Annotated in this window: 12 protein-coding genes; 1 reads left to right on the plus strand and 11 read right to left on the minus strand. The window is 53.4% G+C overall.

Features of this window, described 5'->3' with window-relative positions; genetic code table 11:
- Positions 1–103: 103 nt before the first annotated feature.
- Genes mukB through cmoM form a run of 4 tightly spaced genes read right to left on the minus strand, consistent with a single transcriptional unit; the run spans position 104 to position 7,367 of the window.
- A complete protein-coding gene (gene mukB, locus GFC06_RS19610; RefSeq protein ID WP_153690553.1) occupies positions 104–4,564 on the minus strand; it encodes a chromosome partition protein MukB in 4,461 nt (1,486 codons plus the stop codon).
- Complete coding sequence (gene mukE, locus GFC06_RS19615; protein ID WP_016152457.1) at positions 4,564–5,268, minus strand: chromosome partition protein MukE; 705 nt, start codon at positions 5,266–5,268, stop codon at positions 4,564–4,566. Before mukE ends, mukB begins: the two co-directional genes overlap by 1 nt.
- A complete protein-coding gene (gene mukF / locus GFC06_RS19620) occupies positions 5,249–6,571 on the minus strand; it encodes a chromosome partition protein MukF (RefSeq protein WP_016156123.1) in 1,323 nt (440 codons plus the stop codon). Before mukF ends, mukE begins: the two co-directional genes overlap by 20 nt.
- Positions 6,564–7,367: a tRNA uridine 5-oxyacetic acid(34) methyltransferase CmoM gene (cmoM, locus tag GFC06_RS19625; protein ID WP_019076402.1), complete on the minus strand. Its 804-nt coding sequence runs from the start codon at positions 7,365–7,367 to the stop codon at positions 6,564–6,566. The genes mukF and cmoM overlap by 8 nt, the downstream gene beginning before the upstream one ends.
- A gap of 135 nt (positions 7,368–7,502) precedes the next feature.
- Between cmoM and elyC the strand changes: the two genes are divergently transcribed.
- Positions 7,503–8,267 (plus strand): envelope biogenesis factor ElyC, encoded by a 765-nt coding sequence (gene elyC, locus GFC06_RS19630; protein WP_049283218.1) that lies wholly within the window; start codon positions 7,503–7,505, stop codon positions 8,265–8,267.
- Positions 8,268–8,302: 35 nt separating this feature from the next.
- On the opposite strand, the gene GFC06_RS19635 is transcribed toward elyC, so the two are convergent.
- The 7 genes from GFC06_RS19635 to GFC06_RS19665 all read right to left on the minus strand — a co-directional run bounded on the left by GFC06_RS19635 (position 8,303) and on the right by GFC06_RS19665 (position 16,634).
- Complete coding sequence (locus GFC06_RS19635) at positions 8,303–9,196, minus strand: YcbJ family phosphotransferase (RefSeq protein WP_016152453.1); 894 nt, start codon at positions 9,194–9,196, stop codon at positions 8,303–8,305.
- 163 nt (positions 9,197–9,359) lie between these two features.
- Positions 9,360–10,106 (minus strand): 3-deoxy-manno-octulosonate cytidylyltransferase, encoded by a 747-nt coding sequence (kdsB, locus tag GFC06_RS19640; protein ID WP_016152452.1) that lies wholly within the window; start codon positions 10,104–10,106, stop codon positions 9,360–9,362.
- Complete coding sequence (ycaR, locus tag GFC06_RS19645) at positions 10,103–10,285, minus strand: protein YcaR (protein WP_003035793.1); 183 nt, start codon at positions 10,283–10,285, stop codon at positions 10,103–10,105. The genes kdsB and ycaR overlap by 4 nt, the downstream gene beginning before the upstream one ends.
- A gap of 51 nt (positions 10,286–10,336) precedes the next feature.
- On the minus strand, positions 10,337–11,569 hold the full coding sequence (locus GFC06_RS19650) for a winged helix-turn-helix domain-containing protein (RefSeq protein WP_153690554.1): 1,233 nt from the start codon (positions 11,567–11,569) through the stop codon (positions 10,337–10,339).
- Between the two features lie 41 nt (positions 11,570–11,610).
- Entirely contained in the window at positions 11,611–12,588 is a 978-nt protein-coding gene (lpxK, locus tag GFC06_RS19655) for a tetraacyldisaccharide 4'-kinase (protein WP_047501169.1), read from the minus strand.
- The gene (msbA, locus tag GFC06_RS19660) at positions 12,585–14,333 is read right to left on the minus strand and encodes a lipid A ABC transporter ATP-binding protein/permease MsbA (protein ID WP_047501171.1); all 1,749 of its coding nucleotides are present in this window, start codon (positions 14,331–14,333) and stop codon (positions 12,585–12,587) included. The genes lpxK and msbA overlap by 4 nt, the downstream gene beginning before the upstream one ends.
- 36 nt (positions 14,334–14,369) lie before the next feature.
- Positions 14,370–16,634, minus strand: coding sequence for a ComEC family protein (locus GFC06_RS19665; protein WP_153690555.1), 2,265 nt, complete (start codon positions 16,632–16,634; stop codon positions 14,370–14,372).
- Between the last annotated feature and the right edge of the window lie 181 nt (positions 16,635–16,815).

The raw sequence follows: 16,815 nt of genomic DNA on the forward strand, positions 1-16,815 counted from the left end.
GAAAAAATTTTTGCCTAACCTAATGTAAAGAAGTTTAAAGAAATTACACCAGTTATTGAGAATTTTCGGAAGAAAAGAAGGCGGCCATTTAGCCGCCTTTTATTTAGCTTGCCTGCGAGGAGGCATCTTCGGTGCCAGGCAGCGGCTCAGGTAACTGAGGCGCAAACCCGCGCAGACCTACCACGTGAACGTGTTCGGTGTTCTGGAAGACTTTACGCACCAGTTTGTAGGTGGTGCCTTTCTCCGGGCTAATGTTTTCTGGGGCTGCGATAATCAGCTGCATTTGCAGACGCTCGCACAGTTCAAACAGAGTCGCGATAGAGCGTGCATCAAGTCGCGCAGCTTCATCCAGGAACAGCAGACGGCAAGGAGAAATATCTTTCCCGCGCAGTCTACGCCCTTCGTCTTCCCAGCTTTGCACAACCATCACCAGAATAGACATCCCGGTCCCGATCGCTTCACCGGTTGACAGCGCGCCAGATTCAGCACGCAGCCAGCCGTCAGAGCCACGGTTAACTTCAACTTCCATTTCCAGATAGTTACGGTAATCCAGCAGTTCTTCACCAATGGTTTGCGGCGTACGTTGCCCCATATCAATCTGCGGATTCAGACGCTGATACAACTTCGCCAGCGCTTCAGAGAAGGTCAGACGATTGCTGTTAAACAGATCCTGGTGCTGCTCATGCTGTTCGGAAAGTACGTCCAGCAAGGTAGCATGCGTCTCGCGTACGTTGACGTTCAGACGAACGCTGTTTACCTGGCCAAACGACACGCTTTGCAGCCCCTGGTTCAGCATGCGAATACGGTTCTGTTCGCGCTGAATGGTCTTACGAATGATATTCGCCACGCTGCGAGAGCTGATCGCCAGTTTCTGTTCGCGGGACGTTAATTCTTCCGTCAGACGGCTCAGCTCAATCTCCATCTGTTCGATCGCTTCAACCGGATCGTCGGTACGGATAATATCCTGGCGAATACGCTCACGCAGATGCTGATAAACCGCGACAAAGAACTGAATTTTACGCTCTGGACGTTTTGGATCTTCAGACATGCGCAGTACATCACGCAGGTGTTCGTTATCCGCAACCGCCAGGCGCAGCGCACCAAGCGCCTTATCCGACATCGAGCGCAGTTCATCACCGGAAAGATACGCCAGCTCACGACGGTGCAGGCGGCGTTCAACGCCGTTATCTTTCACCATCCGCATCACCGCACACCATCCGGCTTTCGCGGTAACCACCTGCTCGCGCATCTCAAAATAATCACGTTCCAGCTTGCGCAGCCTGCGGGTCAGGTTTTCCATCTCCGCTTCGCAGAAGGTCAACGCTTTTTCCAGTTGGTTACGGCGCGCACGGTTGTTGCTGAGCTGCGCATGCAGTTCATCACGACGAATACGCGCGCGCTCTTCTGCACCGCTGTCCGCACGAACGCCAATATCCTGCAGTTCACGTTGTAAATCGTTAAGCAGCTCTTTTTTGGTGTCATAGGAGCTTTTCAGCGACGCCATGACCTGGTTGTACTGGCTTAACTGTGCAGCGTGACTGCGTAGCGCTTCACGGGCGCGGGTACGTTCAGCTTCCGCCTGTTCCAGCCGCTCACGCAGTTTTTCGTTCAGATCGCTGTTGCCGCTAAGCATTTCAGCAGAGTCGGAATAGCTAAAGTGCGCCCGGCGCTGCACCACTTCGGTCAGAGCAAAAGCTTGCTGACGCGCATCGCGCTGCATCTGCTGGGAATACGCGTAGTCTTCCTTCAGTTGTTCAAACTGCTCAGGGTCATTTTGCAGGACCGAAACAATCGGTTCCAGTTTGGCTAACTGGTTGCCATGTTGCTGCACAAAACGCGCCGCTTCCTGGGCTTCATCCAGGCGCTCACGAATTTCGTCCACGCGATCGGCCAGCGTGTCATCCGCCAGCAGATTCAAACGCGGGAGAAGGCGGTTAAGAGCAGAGACCCCCTCTTTCGCCTGCTCAAACTGCATACGGCTTTGCTGATTATCATTTTCATGATTGCTCAGCGCACGTTCCAGTTCAACGCGACGGCCATTCAGTTGGCGAATTTCCGCTTCCGGATCGGCTTCAAACGCCACCGACAAATGACTGCCAATGAAACGACTGAACGCCTGATGCAGACGCTGGGTTTTCTGGACGTCAAAGGAGAGCGTTGCGAAACGTTCAGACAGCCCTTCACGCTCGGCATGCAGGGTTTCGATACGGCTTTCGCGCGCTGCACGGCCAAAAATCGGCACCGTCGGGAAGCGGGAATAACGCCACTGACGCTCGGCGGTTTTCACCACTACCGCTTTTTCCAGCTCATCAACGCTGAAAACGCTGTCATCAAACGACTGCGGATCCCCTTCGATGAAATAGAGATCTTCCGGACAATCCGTCAGCCCTTCAAGCTGCTCGGTAATCAGCGACAGATCCGGCACCACGATGGCATGACGCGAAGGACCGTACAGCGCAGAGAAGTACGGCGCATCTTCAAGGCTAACGTCGTCATAGATTTCTGACAGCAGAACGCCACCGAAGCGCTCCGCCAGCGCGTTCAGACGCTGATCTTCCGCCCCGCCCGGCTGACTTAAACGTTCAATTTCTTCATCAACTGCATTTTTGCGCGCACCGACTTCATCACGCTCAACAATGGCTTCACGCTCGCGCTCCAGCAGTTGTTGCAGATACTCAGTCACGTCCTGGCTTGAGGTAAACTCTTCGCCACACTGCTCGCTAAGCTGATTCAGGCTATTCTGCGCGGCCAGCCAGACAGGCGCACGTTTCATCAGGTGCTGGATACGAGACTGCAGTTGTTCCTGCTCCTGACGCAACGTCATACGCTGTTCGCTGGCAGAAGAGACGCTGTCCGACAAGGCGGCGATGCGTGCTTCCAGCTCCTGGTGCAGCGCTTCCAGCTCATCGATATCGAACTGTTTACCCTGACGCTTGCAGAATTCAGCCAGCAGACGTTCGGCGTCTTGCTGTTCGCGCAGACGCTGCTCCAGTTCGCTGAGTCGCATACGCAACGGCTGAACCTGTTCCGCCAGGTGGCGCTGTTCAACGCCTTCCCGCAGCAGTTCACGCGCCACGCTCCAGGCTTCACCACGCGCCAGCGGGCCATTGATAGCCGCCACCAGCTGATAAGCCTGTTCGAACTGGCTGTGCGCGGTTTGCGCCACGCTCATTTTTTGTTCCAGCGTCAGCAGCTTTTCAGTGGCTTCCTGCTCTTTAGCCTGGAAGGTTTCCAGCCATTCAGCAGCGCTGTGGGCGGTCAGATCCGGTAAGTGACAGAGCTCTTTCGCCCGATTCAGCGCCTGGATCGCCTGGGTATACTGGATGGCTCGCGTTTGCTGGACGTCCAGCGCTTGCTGATAATCGGCAAGCTGGCTTTTCAGCTCATCCACTTCCAGTTCCGCGGCTTCTGCGCGGGCTTCGTTTTCATCCTGGCGGTCAACGGCTTCCGCGACCACCTCATTTTGTTCTTCGAGACGGACCTGCAGTTCTTCAAGATCCGCTTCGTAGCGTTCAATTTTTTCCTGCTGACGCAGCGCGGTTTGCACCAGATTCAGGTGATCGCTCGCGGCCTGGTAATCAGCCTCCAGATCGCCTTCCGCGCCGTTATGCTCGCCCAGTTCGCGCGCCATATCCACGTGCTTATACTGCTCCGCGGCCAGCTGCTTGCGTGAAGTATGCAGCTCACGACGATATTCCAGCGCTTTATCAAGATGGATACGACGTTCGTTGGCGTGACGCATATAATCCGCGGCCACATAGTTGGTCGCTTCGCTGATCAAATGCTTAAACAGATCGCGGTCAGACTGAGTTACGCGAATCGCTTCCAGCGTCATGCGGTTTTCACGCAGCGCAGCTTCCATATCCTGGAAGGCTTTACGTACGCCGCTGTTTTCCGGCAGCAGGTAGTCACGCAGTGAACGGGTAATGGCACTGGAGATCCCACCGTACAGCGAGGCTTCAATCAGACGATAGAATTTACTACGGTCAGACGCGGAACGCAGACGACGGGCGATGATGCCCAGATCGAACATCAGTGAGTGATAATCGGTGATTGAGTTGAACTGTTTAAACTGCACGCCTTCCATCTCATCAAGCTTCTCTTTCAGCTCAGAGAGGGACAGCACGCGCGCCTGGCGTTCATTCAGCGTTTCCGTCACCAGTTGGGTTGGCTGCACCGACATCGGCAGTCCCTGAATGGCAAACGGTTTGATATCCACTTTACGATCGCGACCGGCAACCTGTTGCAGTCGCACCCCCACGACCACGCGCTGATGGCGCGAGTTGAGGACGTCGAGCATTGAGTAACAGACGCCCGCTTTCAACTTACCGTGCAGGCCCTTATCACGTGAACCACTGGTTGCACCGGCTTCGGTGGTGTTACGGAAATGCAGCAGGGTTAAGTCCGGGATGAGCGCTGTAACAAATGCCGCCATGGTGGTGGACTTACCCGCACCGTTACCGCCGGACAGCGTGGTAACCAGTTCATCAAGGTCGAATGTACGGGCAAAAAAACCATTCCAGTTAATCAGCGTAAGTGAGCGAAATTTACCGCGTTCAATCATTATTCTTCTTCTCCACTGTCCGGCTGATTCTCTTCGGGCTCATCGTTGAGCTGCAGGCGGTTCTCGACCGGCATCGCTTCGCCATCACGAATTAAGCGACGCTGCGCTTCGCGCGGATCGTCACCGCTGCGCACGTCCGCGCCAAAGCGGAAGACTGATTCCGTAATACGGAATTTGCTGCTGTCGTGACCCATAAACCACACCATGCCTAAACGGCGCAGACGGTTTAGCGAAGAACGAACTTTTTCCTGTAGCTTCTGGCGATCAACATCCGAACCGGTTGAACGATTGTTCACCAGTTTCAGCAGCTTCGCTTCATCAGCCAGCGTTAGCAGCTCGTCGTACAACTCTTGCTGGGTAAAAATCCCTTCATTCGCCAGGCGTTCCGGGCTGAGATAGAGATAGCAAAGAATTTTACCGACCATCATGTCCAGTTCAGACAGGACCGAACGGGGAATGAGCGTCGTTGAACGCGGGCGAAGGTAGAAGAACCCTTCCGGCGCACGGATCAATTCCACGTTATAGCGGCTGTAAAACTCTTCAAAATATTCCTGAAAATCCATCAGGAAGGCATGATTATCCAGTTCATCCAGACCGATATGGCGGCCCGAACGTAAGGCGCTGTCCAGCGCCGGAAATAACGGATTCGCCAGCGCCTGCGCCAGCTTTACCGGCATCACTTGTTCAATATTTGTCAATGACATGCGCCTGTACCTTGGCTCCGTAATCATTAATCGGCTGCCATTTGGCTGGCAGTCCGGTGAAGTCTGCTTGCGCTACGCCAAGGCGTACCGCCTGATCGATAACTATGCGCGCGACGTCGAAATGACGCGCACGTGGGTATTGCGCCAGATACTCGCGCACGACCAAACCGAGATCCAGTGGTGTTTGTCTGGATTTGTAGATAGCCAGCTGTTCTTCGATGATCGCCGCCAACTGTTCACGGATCTCGTTAAATTCTTCATATTCCAGATCTTCCGGAAGCTCGCCGGTGACCTCTTCGTCACGCAGCACCATCTCTTCGTCACGCATATCCAGCAGACGATCGGCGTTGGCATAGGTTAGCGCCCACGGATCGTCAAAGTATGTCTGCACGGACTGGCGCAGACGCTGGGCAAAGACGCGGTTTTTATCCATATCGATCGCGGTACGGATAAACTTATGCACGTGACGATCGTAGCCGATCCATAAATCAATGGACTGCTGACCCCAACTGATAATGCGGTCGAGCTTACTTTGTAAGTCAAACACCAACCGATCGACGAAATGCAAATCGTCATGCGTCATCGTGGCGTCCTGGATGTGTAACAGGTGAGCCTGTAGCTTATCCCCCGCCGCTTCCAGCGTATCCTGCAGTTCACGCAGCGTACCAGACGTTTCAGAGAGCAGCAGTTCACAGCTGGAGATCGCCGCCCGCCAGTCTTTATTAAGCAACTGTGCGATGTCGTCTTTTACCTGCTGCTGCTGTTCATCCATGATGCGCTGGGTCAGATCGATACTGTCGAAAATCTCCGCCACCGAGTATTTCAATGGCGCGTAGACGTTGCGATGCCAGTGGAACTCATCGCCACCTTCCGCTGCCGCATCCGCCGCGCGCTTTAGTTCACCTGCAACAATCGACAGCTGCATTGAAAGACGCAGCGTAGAGAATTCACGCTGACGAATGTAGTAATCCGTGATGCCAATTCCCAATGGCGTTAAACGATATATAGCGTTGCCTTCCGCCTGCTCGCTGGTAAAGCGGTTCAGCAGACGTTGACGCACCATATCGTTGATCGCGTTGTTGGCGCGTACGCCGATGGTTTCGCTGGTTTGCTCAAACGCATCACTCACATGGCGGAACGCATCCACCAGCTCACCTTCACTCATCTCGCCGTCAAGTCGCTCACCGTTTAAGGTCGCGACCGCCAGCAGGAACGAAAGTCTGTCTACCGGCAGAGAGATGGAGAAGTCATTTTTTCTGGCCCAGGCAACCAGTTCGGGGACTGTCTGGGAAAATTCACTCATAAATTATCCTTGCATCTGCGGCTCGGGCCGAACTTTTAATCGCGGTGACATGAATATAGCGCCCAAGGCTGATATACGGTTCCTGGCGGCAATAGCGCGTTTCTAACTCAAGTAACATTTCAAAGTCGTCATGCTGTTTATGTTTATCTCGCAGATAATCATGAAACACACGGACGCCCGTTTTACCGGTTATCTGCCAACCGATCTCGTCCAGCCACTGGTAGACCTGCCCCGGATCGCGTGGGTAGTCCGGTGAAAGCGTGCGTTTTTTACGTTTCGGCATCCCCACCTGCACATAGTCAAAGTTCCCTGCGACCATGTTATGCATCAACAGACCGTTAGCATTGTAGAACATTAACGACAGCGCGCCGCCTGGACGCAATACTGACCACAGAGTCTGCAACACGCTGACCGGATCTGTCACCCACTCCAGCACAGCATGAAACAATATCAGATCAACCGGGCTTTCCAAATGCGAAGCAACATCCTGAGCGGCGCATTGTATAAAATGCATGTTCCCGCTCACACCTTTTGCCTCTGCCGCCTGTTGCGCTCGGGCGATCATCTCGCCAGACAGATCGCATAATGTGACGAAATGTCCTCGTTGCGCCATTTTGATGGCCGTTTGCCCTTCACCACCACCGGCATCCAGAATGTGCAGTTTTTGCTCACCGAACGTTTCCAGTAATCGATCCAGATCCTGCCAAAGGATAGCCTGTCTTAATTGACCTTTGGTGGTGCCGTAAATGTTACGGGAAAACTTCTCTGCAATGTCATCAAAATTGCGGTCCCGCATCGGGCTCTCCACATACTGGCTTTAGGGTGACTAAGTAAAACCGCTATTTTGTCACACCCACGCCGAGAATGAACCTTCCTGGTGTAATATCCCTGCAGATCCCCTGCTGTATGGTTAAAAAAGGAACCAAAAAGGATGCTTTTTACGCTGAAGAAAGTGATTGGCGGTATGATGCTGCCGCTGCCACTGATGCTAATTATGATGGGTATTGGCCTGACGCTGGTCTGGTTCAGTCGCTTTCAAAAAACAGGGAAAGTGTGTATTAGCCTGAGTTGGCTGGCACTGTTACTCCTTAGTTTACAGCCCGTCGCCGACAGCCTGTTGAAACCGATTGAGGACAGTTATCCAACGTGGCAAGGTTCGCAAAAAGTGGAATATATTGTGGTGCTGGGCGGAGGGTATACCTGGAATCCGCAGTGGGCGCCGAGTTCAAATCTGATCAGCAACAGCCTTCCACGTCTGAATGAAGGTATTCGCCTATGGCGCGCAAACCCGGGATCGAAGCTCATCTTTACCGGCGCGGCCGCAAAGACGAATAACGTCAGTACCGCAGAAGCTGGCGCCCGCGTAGCGCAGTCGCTGGGGGTGCCAGCCGATGAAATCATCACCCTGGATCACCCCAAAGATACCGAAGAAGAAGCCGCAGCGGTAAAGAAGGCCATCGGCAATGCGCCGTTCCTGCTGGTAACCTCTGCCTCCCACTTACCGCGGGCGATGATCTTCTTCCAGCAGGCTGGCTTGCATCCGCTGCCAGCGCCAGCCAATCAGTTAGCAATTGATTCACCGCTTAATCCGTGGGAGCGTGCTATACCCTCCCCCGTCTGGTTGATGCATAGCGATCGCGTTGGTTACGAAACCCTGGGACGCATCTGGCAGTGGCTGAAGGGATCGGAACATTGACAGGAATGTTGCCTGATAAGATGTTCACATGTTTATCATGCGAGCCACGGCAGCAATGATTTCGTTGCCAGGTCAAAGTTGGAACGATTAAAGCGTCCGGTGTTGACCAATTGCGTCACTTCATCCCATAACACATACAACCAGCGCCGCCAGATGAATGACTCCGCCACTGGCGCGCGCTGCAGGTATTGCCAAAGCAGGCTTTCCGCCAGCGCATTATCCATCAGGCGGAACAGTTCATATTCCCTTGGCGCCCACAGCATCAACCCCGGTCCCACCATAGCCAGAAGCTGATCGCTACGGGCGTCTTTGAGCATGCTACGTAAACTGAAATTACCGTGGATCAGCACGCAGTTATCATTGAATCCTGCAAATAAGGTAGGTAAGCACTCACGGGTGCGAAACAGGATCCGCTTGTCCTGCATCGTTAGCCCGGTATTGTTGAACTGATTTAACGTGGTCCACAGCACCTCAACCCGCTGACGATACCAGGATGGCCAGATATTCTCTTGCGTGTTATCCACCATTCCCACGCAGCCAGCACTATCCTGCCGATGCCATGACAGCAGACCTTCTACGATCTGATCTTTTAAATGTTCCCAGCGTTCGGGCGTTCGGGCAGGCGCTTCCACCGGCACTCCACGTAAACGCTCAAGCAGTAGCACATCAGGACCGGGATGTTCCTCGTGGGTTAAGACCCCATAAATGACGGGCATACGCACCGTACCACTGCGCGCCAGCATGGAGGTTTTCCATGCCAACTGCTGCGCCATACCCGGCGTGGTGAAACTTCTCGCCATCAGTGGCATCGGATTTCCCTGGCTGTCGTACAGTGACCACAGGGCCGTATCCACTTTTTCATTCACGCATTCTATACGACTGAGTTTTTCACCCAACAGATGACTGAGTTCGGCACGCAACTGTTCCATTTCGGATTGCCCTCATAAATGCTACTGCTTTCATAATGAGCGTCGTGCAGACAGATGTCACCCGGATGAGATCAATTGATGAAAAGAAAAGTGGCGGGAAAGCGTAACGATATGACACTCCTCCCAAAAATTCGCGTCATCAGGGGGAGTGTCGTGAGAAAAACTAACGCATTTCGGCGCGAACGCGCTCAAGATCTTCGGCAGTGTCTACGCCGGTACCGGGTACTTCTTTTGCGACGGCAACATGAATTTTTTCGCCGTACCACAGCACACGTAGTTGCTCCAGCATTTCAATATGCTCAAGCGGGCTAGGCTGCCAGTTAACATAACGGCGGATAAAACCGGCGCGATAGCCGTAAATACCCAGATGTCGCAGGAAGGTGTCACCTACCGTTTCCAGGCTTTTAGCGAAACGGTCGCGATCCCACGGAATGGTCGCGCGTGAAAAATAGAGCGCATAACCTTCGGCGTCCAGAACGACTTTCACCGCATTCGGATTAAATGCCTCTTCCGCACTGTGAATCGGGGCAGCAAGGGTCGCCATACCGACCTGGCGCTGTGCCAGATTCTCAGCGACCTGGCGAATAATGACCGCCGGGATCATCGGCTCATCACCCTGTACGTTCACAATAACGGTATCATCGCTAAAGCCACATTTCTCGACGACTTCCGCCAGACGCTCCGTACCGGACTGGTGATCGGCGCGGGTCATGCATACTTCCCCCCCCACCGCTTCTACCGCGCGAGCAACATCTTCGTGATCGGTCGCAACGATAATACGTTCAGCGCCAGATTCACGCGCACGCTCCAGCACATGCACGATCATCGGCTTGCCATTGATATCCAGCAGCGGCTTGCCCGGCAAACGTGTGGACGCATAACGCGCAGGAATAATGACCACAAAACTCATGATTTACTCTCATCAGCAGTCAGAACGCGAGCTTCGGTTTCCAGTAACACGGGAATGCCATCACGCAGTGGGAAAGCAAGGTTATCCAGTTTACAAATCAGTTCCTGTTTTTCCTGGTTAAACCAGAGTTTGCCATTGCATACCGGGCAGGCAATGATTTCAAGCAGACGATGATCCATAGTTCCTCCAGATGGACCGGATTGTGAATCCGTAAATATTAACATAATCGCTTACCGTGCTGGGTCTATTTCCCAACCATGGCGTGCATCAGCAAATAAACCTTCAGGATAGCGTCCCAGCGTCACACGTGTTGCCTGCTGCCAGCGGGCAAAATCATCAATCGCCTGAAACAATCCTTTTTGCAAAGTAACCCCAGGTTTGACGCCATCCTGTAACCACAGCGAAATCACTTCCAGTACGCCCGTTTTGCGGTGCATTTTGGCATCCATCCGCCCAACTAACTGCCCGCGATGCAGCAGCGGCAAGACGAAATAACCATACTGACGTTTCGGTGCTGGCGTGTAGCATTCGAGCCGATAGCTAAAATCGAATAGCTGCTCTGCCCGTTTACGATCCCAGACCACCGGATCAAAGGGTGATAATACTGCGCTATGCGTCGCCGTTAATTTACCCGTCAATGCCTGCTCCAGCAGCGGCTGAAGGTGGCTATGCAGCCACAGGGTTCCTAACCCTTCGACATCAACAGGAATAATCTGTTGCTGCTGTGCACGTACGTTGCACCAGTTTTTTAGCGCCGGGCGCTTCAGGCGATAGTAGTCTGCCAGCCATTGTTCGCGAAAAATCCCCAGACTGCGGGCGCTGTTATCCAGCATGAGGCTTTCAGCTTCTTCCTGTGAAAGCCGGTCGCGTTCATCATCCCAGTGCGGCATGACGCGATGGGTTAAATCATACACTCGCTGGAAATTACGTCGTTCCACCACCATCACTTTCCCGGCGGTGAACAGGCCTTCAAGATGACGCTTATGCGGTTTCCATGCCCACCAGCCGCTGGCCCCCTTGTGCAGATGCTCAAAATCAGCAGAGCGGACTGGTCCGTTATGCTGAATGTGCTGGAGCAGTTGCTCAATCTCATGCGCATGTTCTTTCATCCACTCCGCTTTATATTTCCAGCCCATTTTCTCCGGGGCCAGCATGCGGTGACGTATCAGCATAAAGTCGCTGCGTGGCAAAAAGCAGGCCTCGTGCGCCCAGTATTCCATCAGTTCGCCCCGCTGCAATGCGTCATCCAGCCACTGGGGCGAATAATCACCCAACCGACTAAACAGCACCAGGTAAGGGCTGCGCGCCACAATATTGATGGTATCGATTTGCAGTAACGACATGCGCGAAATGGCAGCAAGAATATCTGCTGGGGTTGCCCGACGGCGTGTTTTTTTCAGCAGCCCTTGAGCGGCAAGGTGAAGATGACGGGCATCCGTCAAAGAAAGACGCGGCAACGACATTTGTGGCCTCATAAATGATTCGCTGCCGCAGCGTGAATCAGTTAGCGAGTCAGCGAGATTAAGCTATCCAGCAACATATCAGGCCGATCGCCTGACAAATGAGCATTAACAGGTAAATACCACCAGTTTTCATCGGCAAATGCACGGCACTTAACCGCATCTTTTTCCGTCATCACCAGCGTTTGCCCGGCGTCTGCAAACGCACTGACGTCACTGTAGGTCAGAGACTGATGGTCTGCCAGCGCAATACTTTTTTGCACGCTGGCACCGCATGCTTCCAGCGTGGCAAAAAAACGCGGTGGATGGCCAATGCCCGCCATGGCGACAATATTGGACAGCTGCGACACATCGCGGCGTTCACCCGTACGTAAATTAACGGCCAGCCCCGGTTCAAGTCGCATAGGGATTTCCCCTGGCTGCGCAACGCCACCGTTAACGATAGTCGCATCCACCGATTTAAGCCGGCCTGCGCGTTCCCGCATGGGACCCGCGGGAAGCCACCAGCCATTGCCAAACCGACGTTCTCCGTCAATAACCACGATTTCAACATCTCGCGCCAGACGGTAGTGCTGTAGCCCATCGTCCGTCACGATAATCTGCACATCGTGTTGGGCCAAAATGGCTTTGACCGCATCCGATCTTACCGGGGATACCGCTACGGGCACGCCGGTACGTTGGGCGATCAGCACAGGTTCATCACCCGCTTCTGCCGTAGTGGTATCTGCGGTCAGTAACAGCGGGTAAGCAGCCGCTTTCCCGCCATAACCACGCGACACCACGCCCACGCGAATCCCACGTTGACGCAGTTGTTCAACCAGCCAAATCACCACCGGTGTTTTGCCATTGCCACCCGCGGTCAGGTTTCCGACCACCACAACCGGGACTGGTGCACGCCACGCGCGTTTAATCCCAAGCTTGTAACATAAGCGGATCCCCCCGCTCACCAGGCCATACAGCCAGGAGAGCGGGAGTAACAGTCGCCACAGCGGCGACTCACCAGACCAGATTCGAGCGATCATTGACCGAATTGCATTTTGTGTAATTGTGCATACACCCCACGCTGCTCAATCAGCTCGCTATGGGTTCCGCGCTCAACAATAATACCGTCTTCCACCACGATGATTTCATCCGCCTGTTCAATGGTAGAAAGGCGGTGAGCAATCACCAGGGAAGTACGGTTTTTCTGAAGCTCATCCAGAGCAGCCTGAATTGCGCGTTCAGACTCGGTATCGAGTGCCGACGTTGCTTCATCAAGGATCAGAATCGGACTGTCACGCAACAAGGCGCGGGCAATAGCGATACGCTGGCGCTGACCACCAGATAGCAGGACGCCGTTTTCGCCAATCACCGTATCCAGGCCATTGTCCATCTTATTGATGAAATCCATGGCGTAAGCCATTTTCGCCGCTTTTTCGATCTGCTCACGGCTGTACAAATCGGTACGCGCGTAGGCGATGTTGTTGGCAACCGTATCGTTAAACAGGTGCACATTCTGCGAAACCAACGCGACCTGATCGCGCAGGGATGCCAGGGTATATTCACGTAGATCGTGTCCGTCCATCAGAATCTGCCCTTCATCAATATCATAGAAGCGCGTGATCAAGCTGGCGATAGTGGATTTCCCGGAACCCGAACGGCCAACCAGGGCAACGGTTTTCCCCGCTGGGATACTCAGGTTGATGTTGCGCAGCGCAGGTACTTCACGTCCCGGATAGGTGAATGTCACGTTGCGGAATTCGAGATTGCCGGTAGCGCGTTCGATTTCGCGTGTACCTTCATCTTTTTCCTGCTCGCTATCCAGAATCGTAAATAAGGTCTGGCAGGCCGCCATACCGCGCTGGAACTGCGCGTTGACGTTGGTCAGCGATTTCAACGGACGCATCAGCGCGATCATTGACGAGAAGACAACCGTAATTGTCCCTGCAGTCAGGTTTTCCATTACGCTTGGGAAGCTGGCTGCATACAACACGAAGGCCAGAGCCAGAGACGCAATCAGCTGGATGATAGGATCGGAGATAGAAGAGGCGGAAACCATCTTCATGCCCTGCAAACGCATCTTATTGCTGACTTTATCAAAGCGCTTAGTTTCGACTTCCTGACCACCAAAAATCAGAACTTCTTTGTGGCCTTTCAGCATCTGCTCCGCACTGGTCGTAACCTGACCCATGGTGTTTTGCATATTTTTACTGATGCTACGAAAACGCTTGGAAACTATACGAATCGCCACTGAAACAATTGGCGCCAGTACAATCAGGATCAATGACAGCTGCCAGCTGTAATAGAACATCATGATAAACAGGCCAATAATTGAAGCCCCTTCACGTACCACGGTGATCAGCGCGCCGGAGGACGATGATGCGACCTGCTCTGAATCATAGGTAATACGTGACAACAGCGTACCTGTAGACTGTTTATCAAAAAAGGAGACCGGCATGCCCATCATATGGCCAAACAGGCGGCGACGCATGGTCATGACCACTTTGCCTGATACCCATGAGATGCAGTAGCTGGAGACATAGCTGGTGAATCCGCGAAGAACCATTAGTCCAATGACCACCAGCGGCATCCACAGCAGCACCGAGCGATCCGTTTTACCAAAACCATCATCCAGTAATGGCTTAAGGAGCGATAGCATGAAGGTATCGCTGGCCGCGTTCAGGATTAACGCTATACCCGCCACGATCAGACCCGATTTAAAAGGCGCTATGGTTGGCCATAGTCGGCGAAACGTCTGCCACGTAGAGAGATCTTTATCGTTATGCATTCAAAAAACCAGCATTTGTTAGAATAGCCGCATATTCTACCCGTTATCCTCCGACACGCCAAACCACTGATGATACCAACGAGGTAAAATCTGATCCCGCAAGCTGTTTATTCGCCAGTTTTTTTGATAAAAATCCAGCGTAATCTGCCCCTGGTGTGGTGTATCCAGCCATTGATAATTTTGTTGCCGATAACGTTGCTTCACTTTCCTGGACGGGAGACGCCAGGCATTGTAACGGGATGCGGAGGCTAGCGCGGCCTGCCCGCCGACCCGCTGAATCAGCGCCTGCGATGATGAGGTATTGCTACCATGATGTGGAACCTGTATCACCGTAGACTGCAGATGCTGCCAGTAGTGACTTAGCATTTTTTGTTCAGCGGGAGACTCAATATCTCCGGTCAGCAGAATACTCTGATGCCCGTCATCGACCTTAACCACGCAGGAGTGGTTATTCCCCAGATCTTTATTTCCACGCACGGGCCAATGCGCACTAAAGGTTAACCCTTGCCATTGCCAGCGCTCCCCGCGTAAACACGGGAGATGCCCTTCCCAACCTAATGGGCTTCTTATCCATAGCGACGGCCAGGCTTGCTGCAGCGAACGCAACCCGCCCCGGTGATCCATATGCTCATGGCTTAAAATAACGCCTTCTGGCTCCAGGTTGTGCCAGCGTAGCCATGGAATAATCAGCTGTTGCGCGCTATCGCCTTCAGGCCATGCCAGACCGGTATCGTAAAGAATCGCTTTCCCATTGCGCGCAATGACCATCGCCAGCCCCTGCCCGACGTCCAGCATATGCACTTGCCAGACATCAGTACGTAGCGTTCGCCAGAACGGGGCGCTCAGTAAAAGGAGCACAGTGACGCAAACTACCGGTATAGTTCGCCACGCGTTCAGCCGATATGCGATGAGCAGGAGTCCGGGTACAAATGCAAGCCATTGCCAACGTGCATCAATATTGATCCACCCTTCAGGCAGGCTCCTGAGCCCCCAAAATAATAGCGCGAGGGAGCGATCCGCTAAATACCATAGGTTCGACTCAACCATCGCCAGCCCGGTTAAATGGACGATCATGCCTGCTAATATCAATGGTACGGAAATAAACGTAACCAGCGGTACAGCAAACAAATTCGCCAGAAATGAGGTCAGGCTAAAACCGTGAAACATCGCGATTTGCACAGGCAGAAGCAGGAGCGTAATTCCCAATTGCAAATGAGCAAGCGCCAGAAATTGGCGTCCAATGCGCGACAGCGGCCAATCCGGCATCGGAACCCATTGATACCAGAACAGCAGCGCCGCAACGGCAAAAGCAGACAACCACAGACTTTGTGAAAGAACGGCGACAGGATCCACCACCAGAATGGCTGCCAGACAGCAGATCCACACCGACCATCCACTCCACTGCCTGCCGCTGAGTTTTAGCCCTCCCCAGACCAGAAGCGCAACAACCGTACGTAATGCCGGGGGCTGTAGCCCCGTTAACCAGGCATAGAATGTTGCGCAGACGATCCCGCCAACTAACGGAACCTGCCAGCAAATCCATCGGGTTGGCATAAAAAATTGCCCCGCGCGAATTAATCCTGCTGCCAGAAGTGCGGCAAATGCAATATGCAGCCCGGAGATAGCCATCAAATGGGCCGTACCGGTATCACGCATAATGGTTTTCACCGTTTGTGACACGGACAAGCGCTCCCCCATTCCCAGGCCCAGTATAACTTGCTGCCAGGGATAGTCAGCGAGCGCGCTTTTCAACGAGGAGAGATACCGCGAACGCAAACTGCATTGTTGTGCGATAACCGAAGCCTGCAAAAATCTTCCCGTCAGCAGTTGGTGCTGAGCCAATGCGTAACGCTGGCTATCAAACCCGCCCTCGTTCAATTGACCGTGTATGGCACGAACCTTCAACGTCATCGCCCATGTCTGGCCCGCACAAACGTTGCCGGGTAGGTACTGCCCATACAGAGTAATTCCGATAGCAGGAAATACCCGCTTCCCCTGCAGATGCGTGATCTGGCCGTAGTGCGTTGTCATATTATCGGTTCCGGTTATCCGCACGATGGCCTGCTGGCTTTTTGCAGGCAGCGTATTACCGGCCCACAGCGCATCTTTCGCAGCAAGAACTCCCCAAAGAAAAAATAGCAGGGTTAATCCGGCGAAACGTACAGGGCTGTGAGAAATAAGACAGAGCAGAATTGCCAGACCAAATATAACGCCGATGCACAGCATGTCAGGTAACGCAGGTAATAGCATAAGCGGGAGAATGCCGAATAATGCACTCGTACTAACCGTTGTTATTTTCATCAGTCACCTCCCTGTAGCAGGAAGTGTGCAGTAATGTTCGACGGTTGTCTGGTGCAAATTTAGCGTTATACGGTATGCATTCCGCTAACATTTAGCGGCGCTTGTAACGTGCAAATTAACTGGGATGGGGATTCCAGGATGGGCTGGCAGAAATGAAAAAAGCACCCATGCGGGTGCTTTT

The sequence above is a fragment of the Citrobacter braakii genome (assembly GCF_009648935.1).
Lineage (GTDB): Bacteria > Pseudomonadota > Gammaproteobacteria > Enterobacterales > Enterobacteriaceae > Citrobacter > Citrobacter braakii.

Coding starts and splice junctions, on each gene's coding strand:
- GFC06_RS19650 (WP_153690554.1), bottom strand. CDS start 11,569: ATGTCGTTGCCGCGTCTTTCTTTGACGGATGCCCGTCATCTTCACCTT.
- GFC06_RS19635 (WP_016152453.1), bottom strand. CDS start 9,196: ATGGAACAGTTGCGTGCCGAACTCAGTCATCTGTTGGGTGAAAAACTC.
- lpxK (WP_047501169.1), bottom strand. CDS start 12,588: ATGATCGCTCGAATCTGGTCTGGTGAGTCGCCGCTGTGGCGACTGTTA.
- mukF (WP_016156123.1), bottom strand. CDS start 6,571: ATGAGTGAATTTTCCCAGACAGTCCCCGAACTGGTTGCCTGGGCCAGA.
- kdsB (WP_016152452.1), bottom strand. CDS start 10,106: ATGAGTTTTGTGGTCATTATTCCTGCGCGTTATGCGTCCACACGTTTG.
- mukE (WP_016152457.1), bottom strand. CDS start 5,268: ATGTCATTGACAAATATTGAACAAGTGATGCCGGTAAAGCTGGCGCAG.
- GFC06_RS19665 (WP_153690555.1), bottom strand. CDS start 16,634: ATGAAAATAACAACGGTTAGTACGAGTGCATTATTCGGCATTCTCCCG.
- elyC (WP_049283218.1), top strand. CDS start 7,503: ATGCTTTTTACGCTGAAGAAAGTGATTGGCGGTATGATGCTGCCGCTG.
- mukB (WP_153690553.1), bottom strand. CDS start 4,564: ATGATTGAACGCGGTAAATTTCGCTCACTTACGCTGATTAACTGGAAT.
- ycaR (WP_003035793.1), bottom strand. CDS start 10,285: ATGGATCATCGTCTGCTTGAAATCATTGCCTGCCCGGTATGCAATGGC.
- msbA (WP_047501171.1), bottom strand. CDS start 14,333: ATGCATAACGATAAAGATCTCTCTACGTGGCAGACGTTTCGCCGACTA.
- cmoM (WP_019076402.1), bottom strand. CDS start 7,367: ATGCGGGACCGCAATTTTGATGACATTGCAGAGAAGTTTTCCCGTAAC.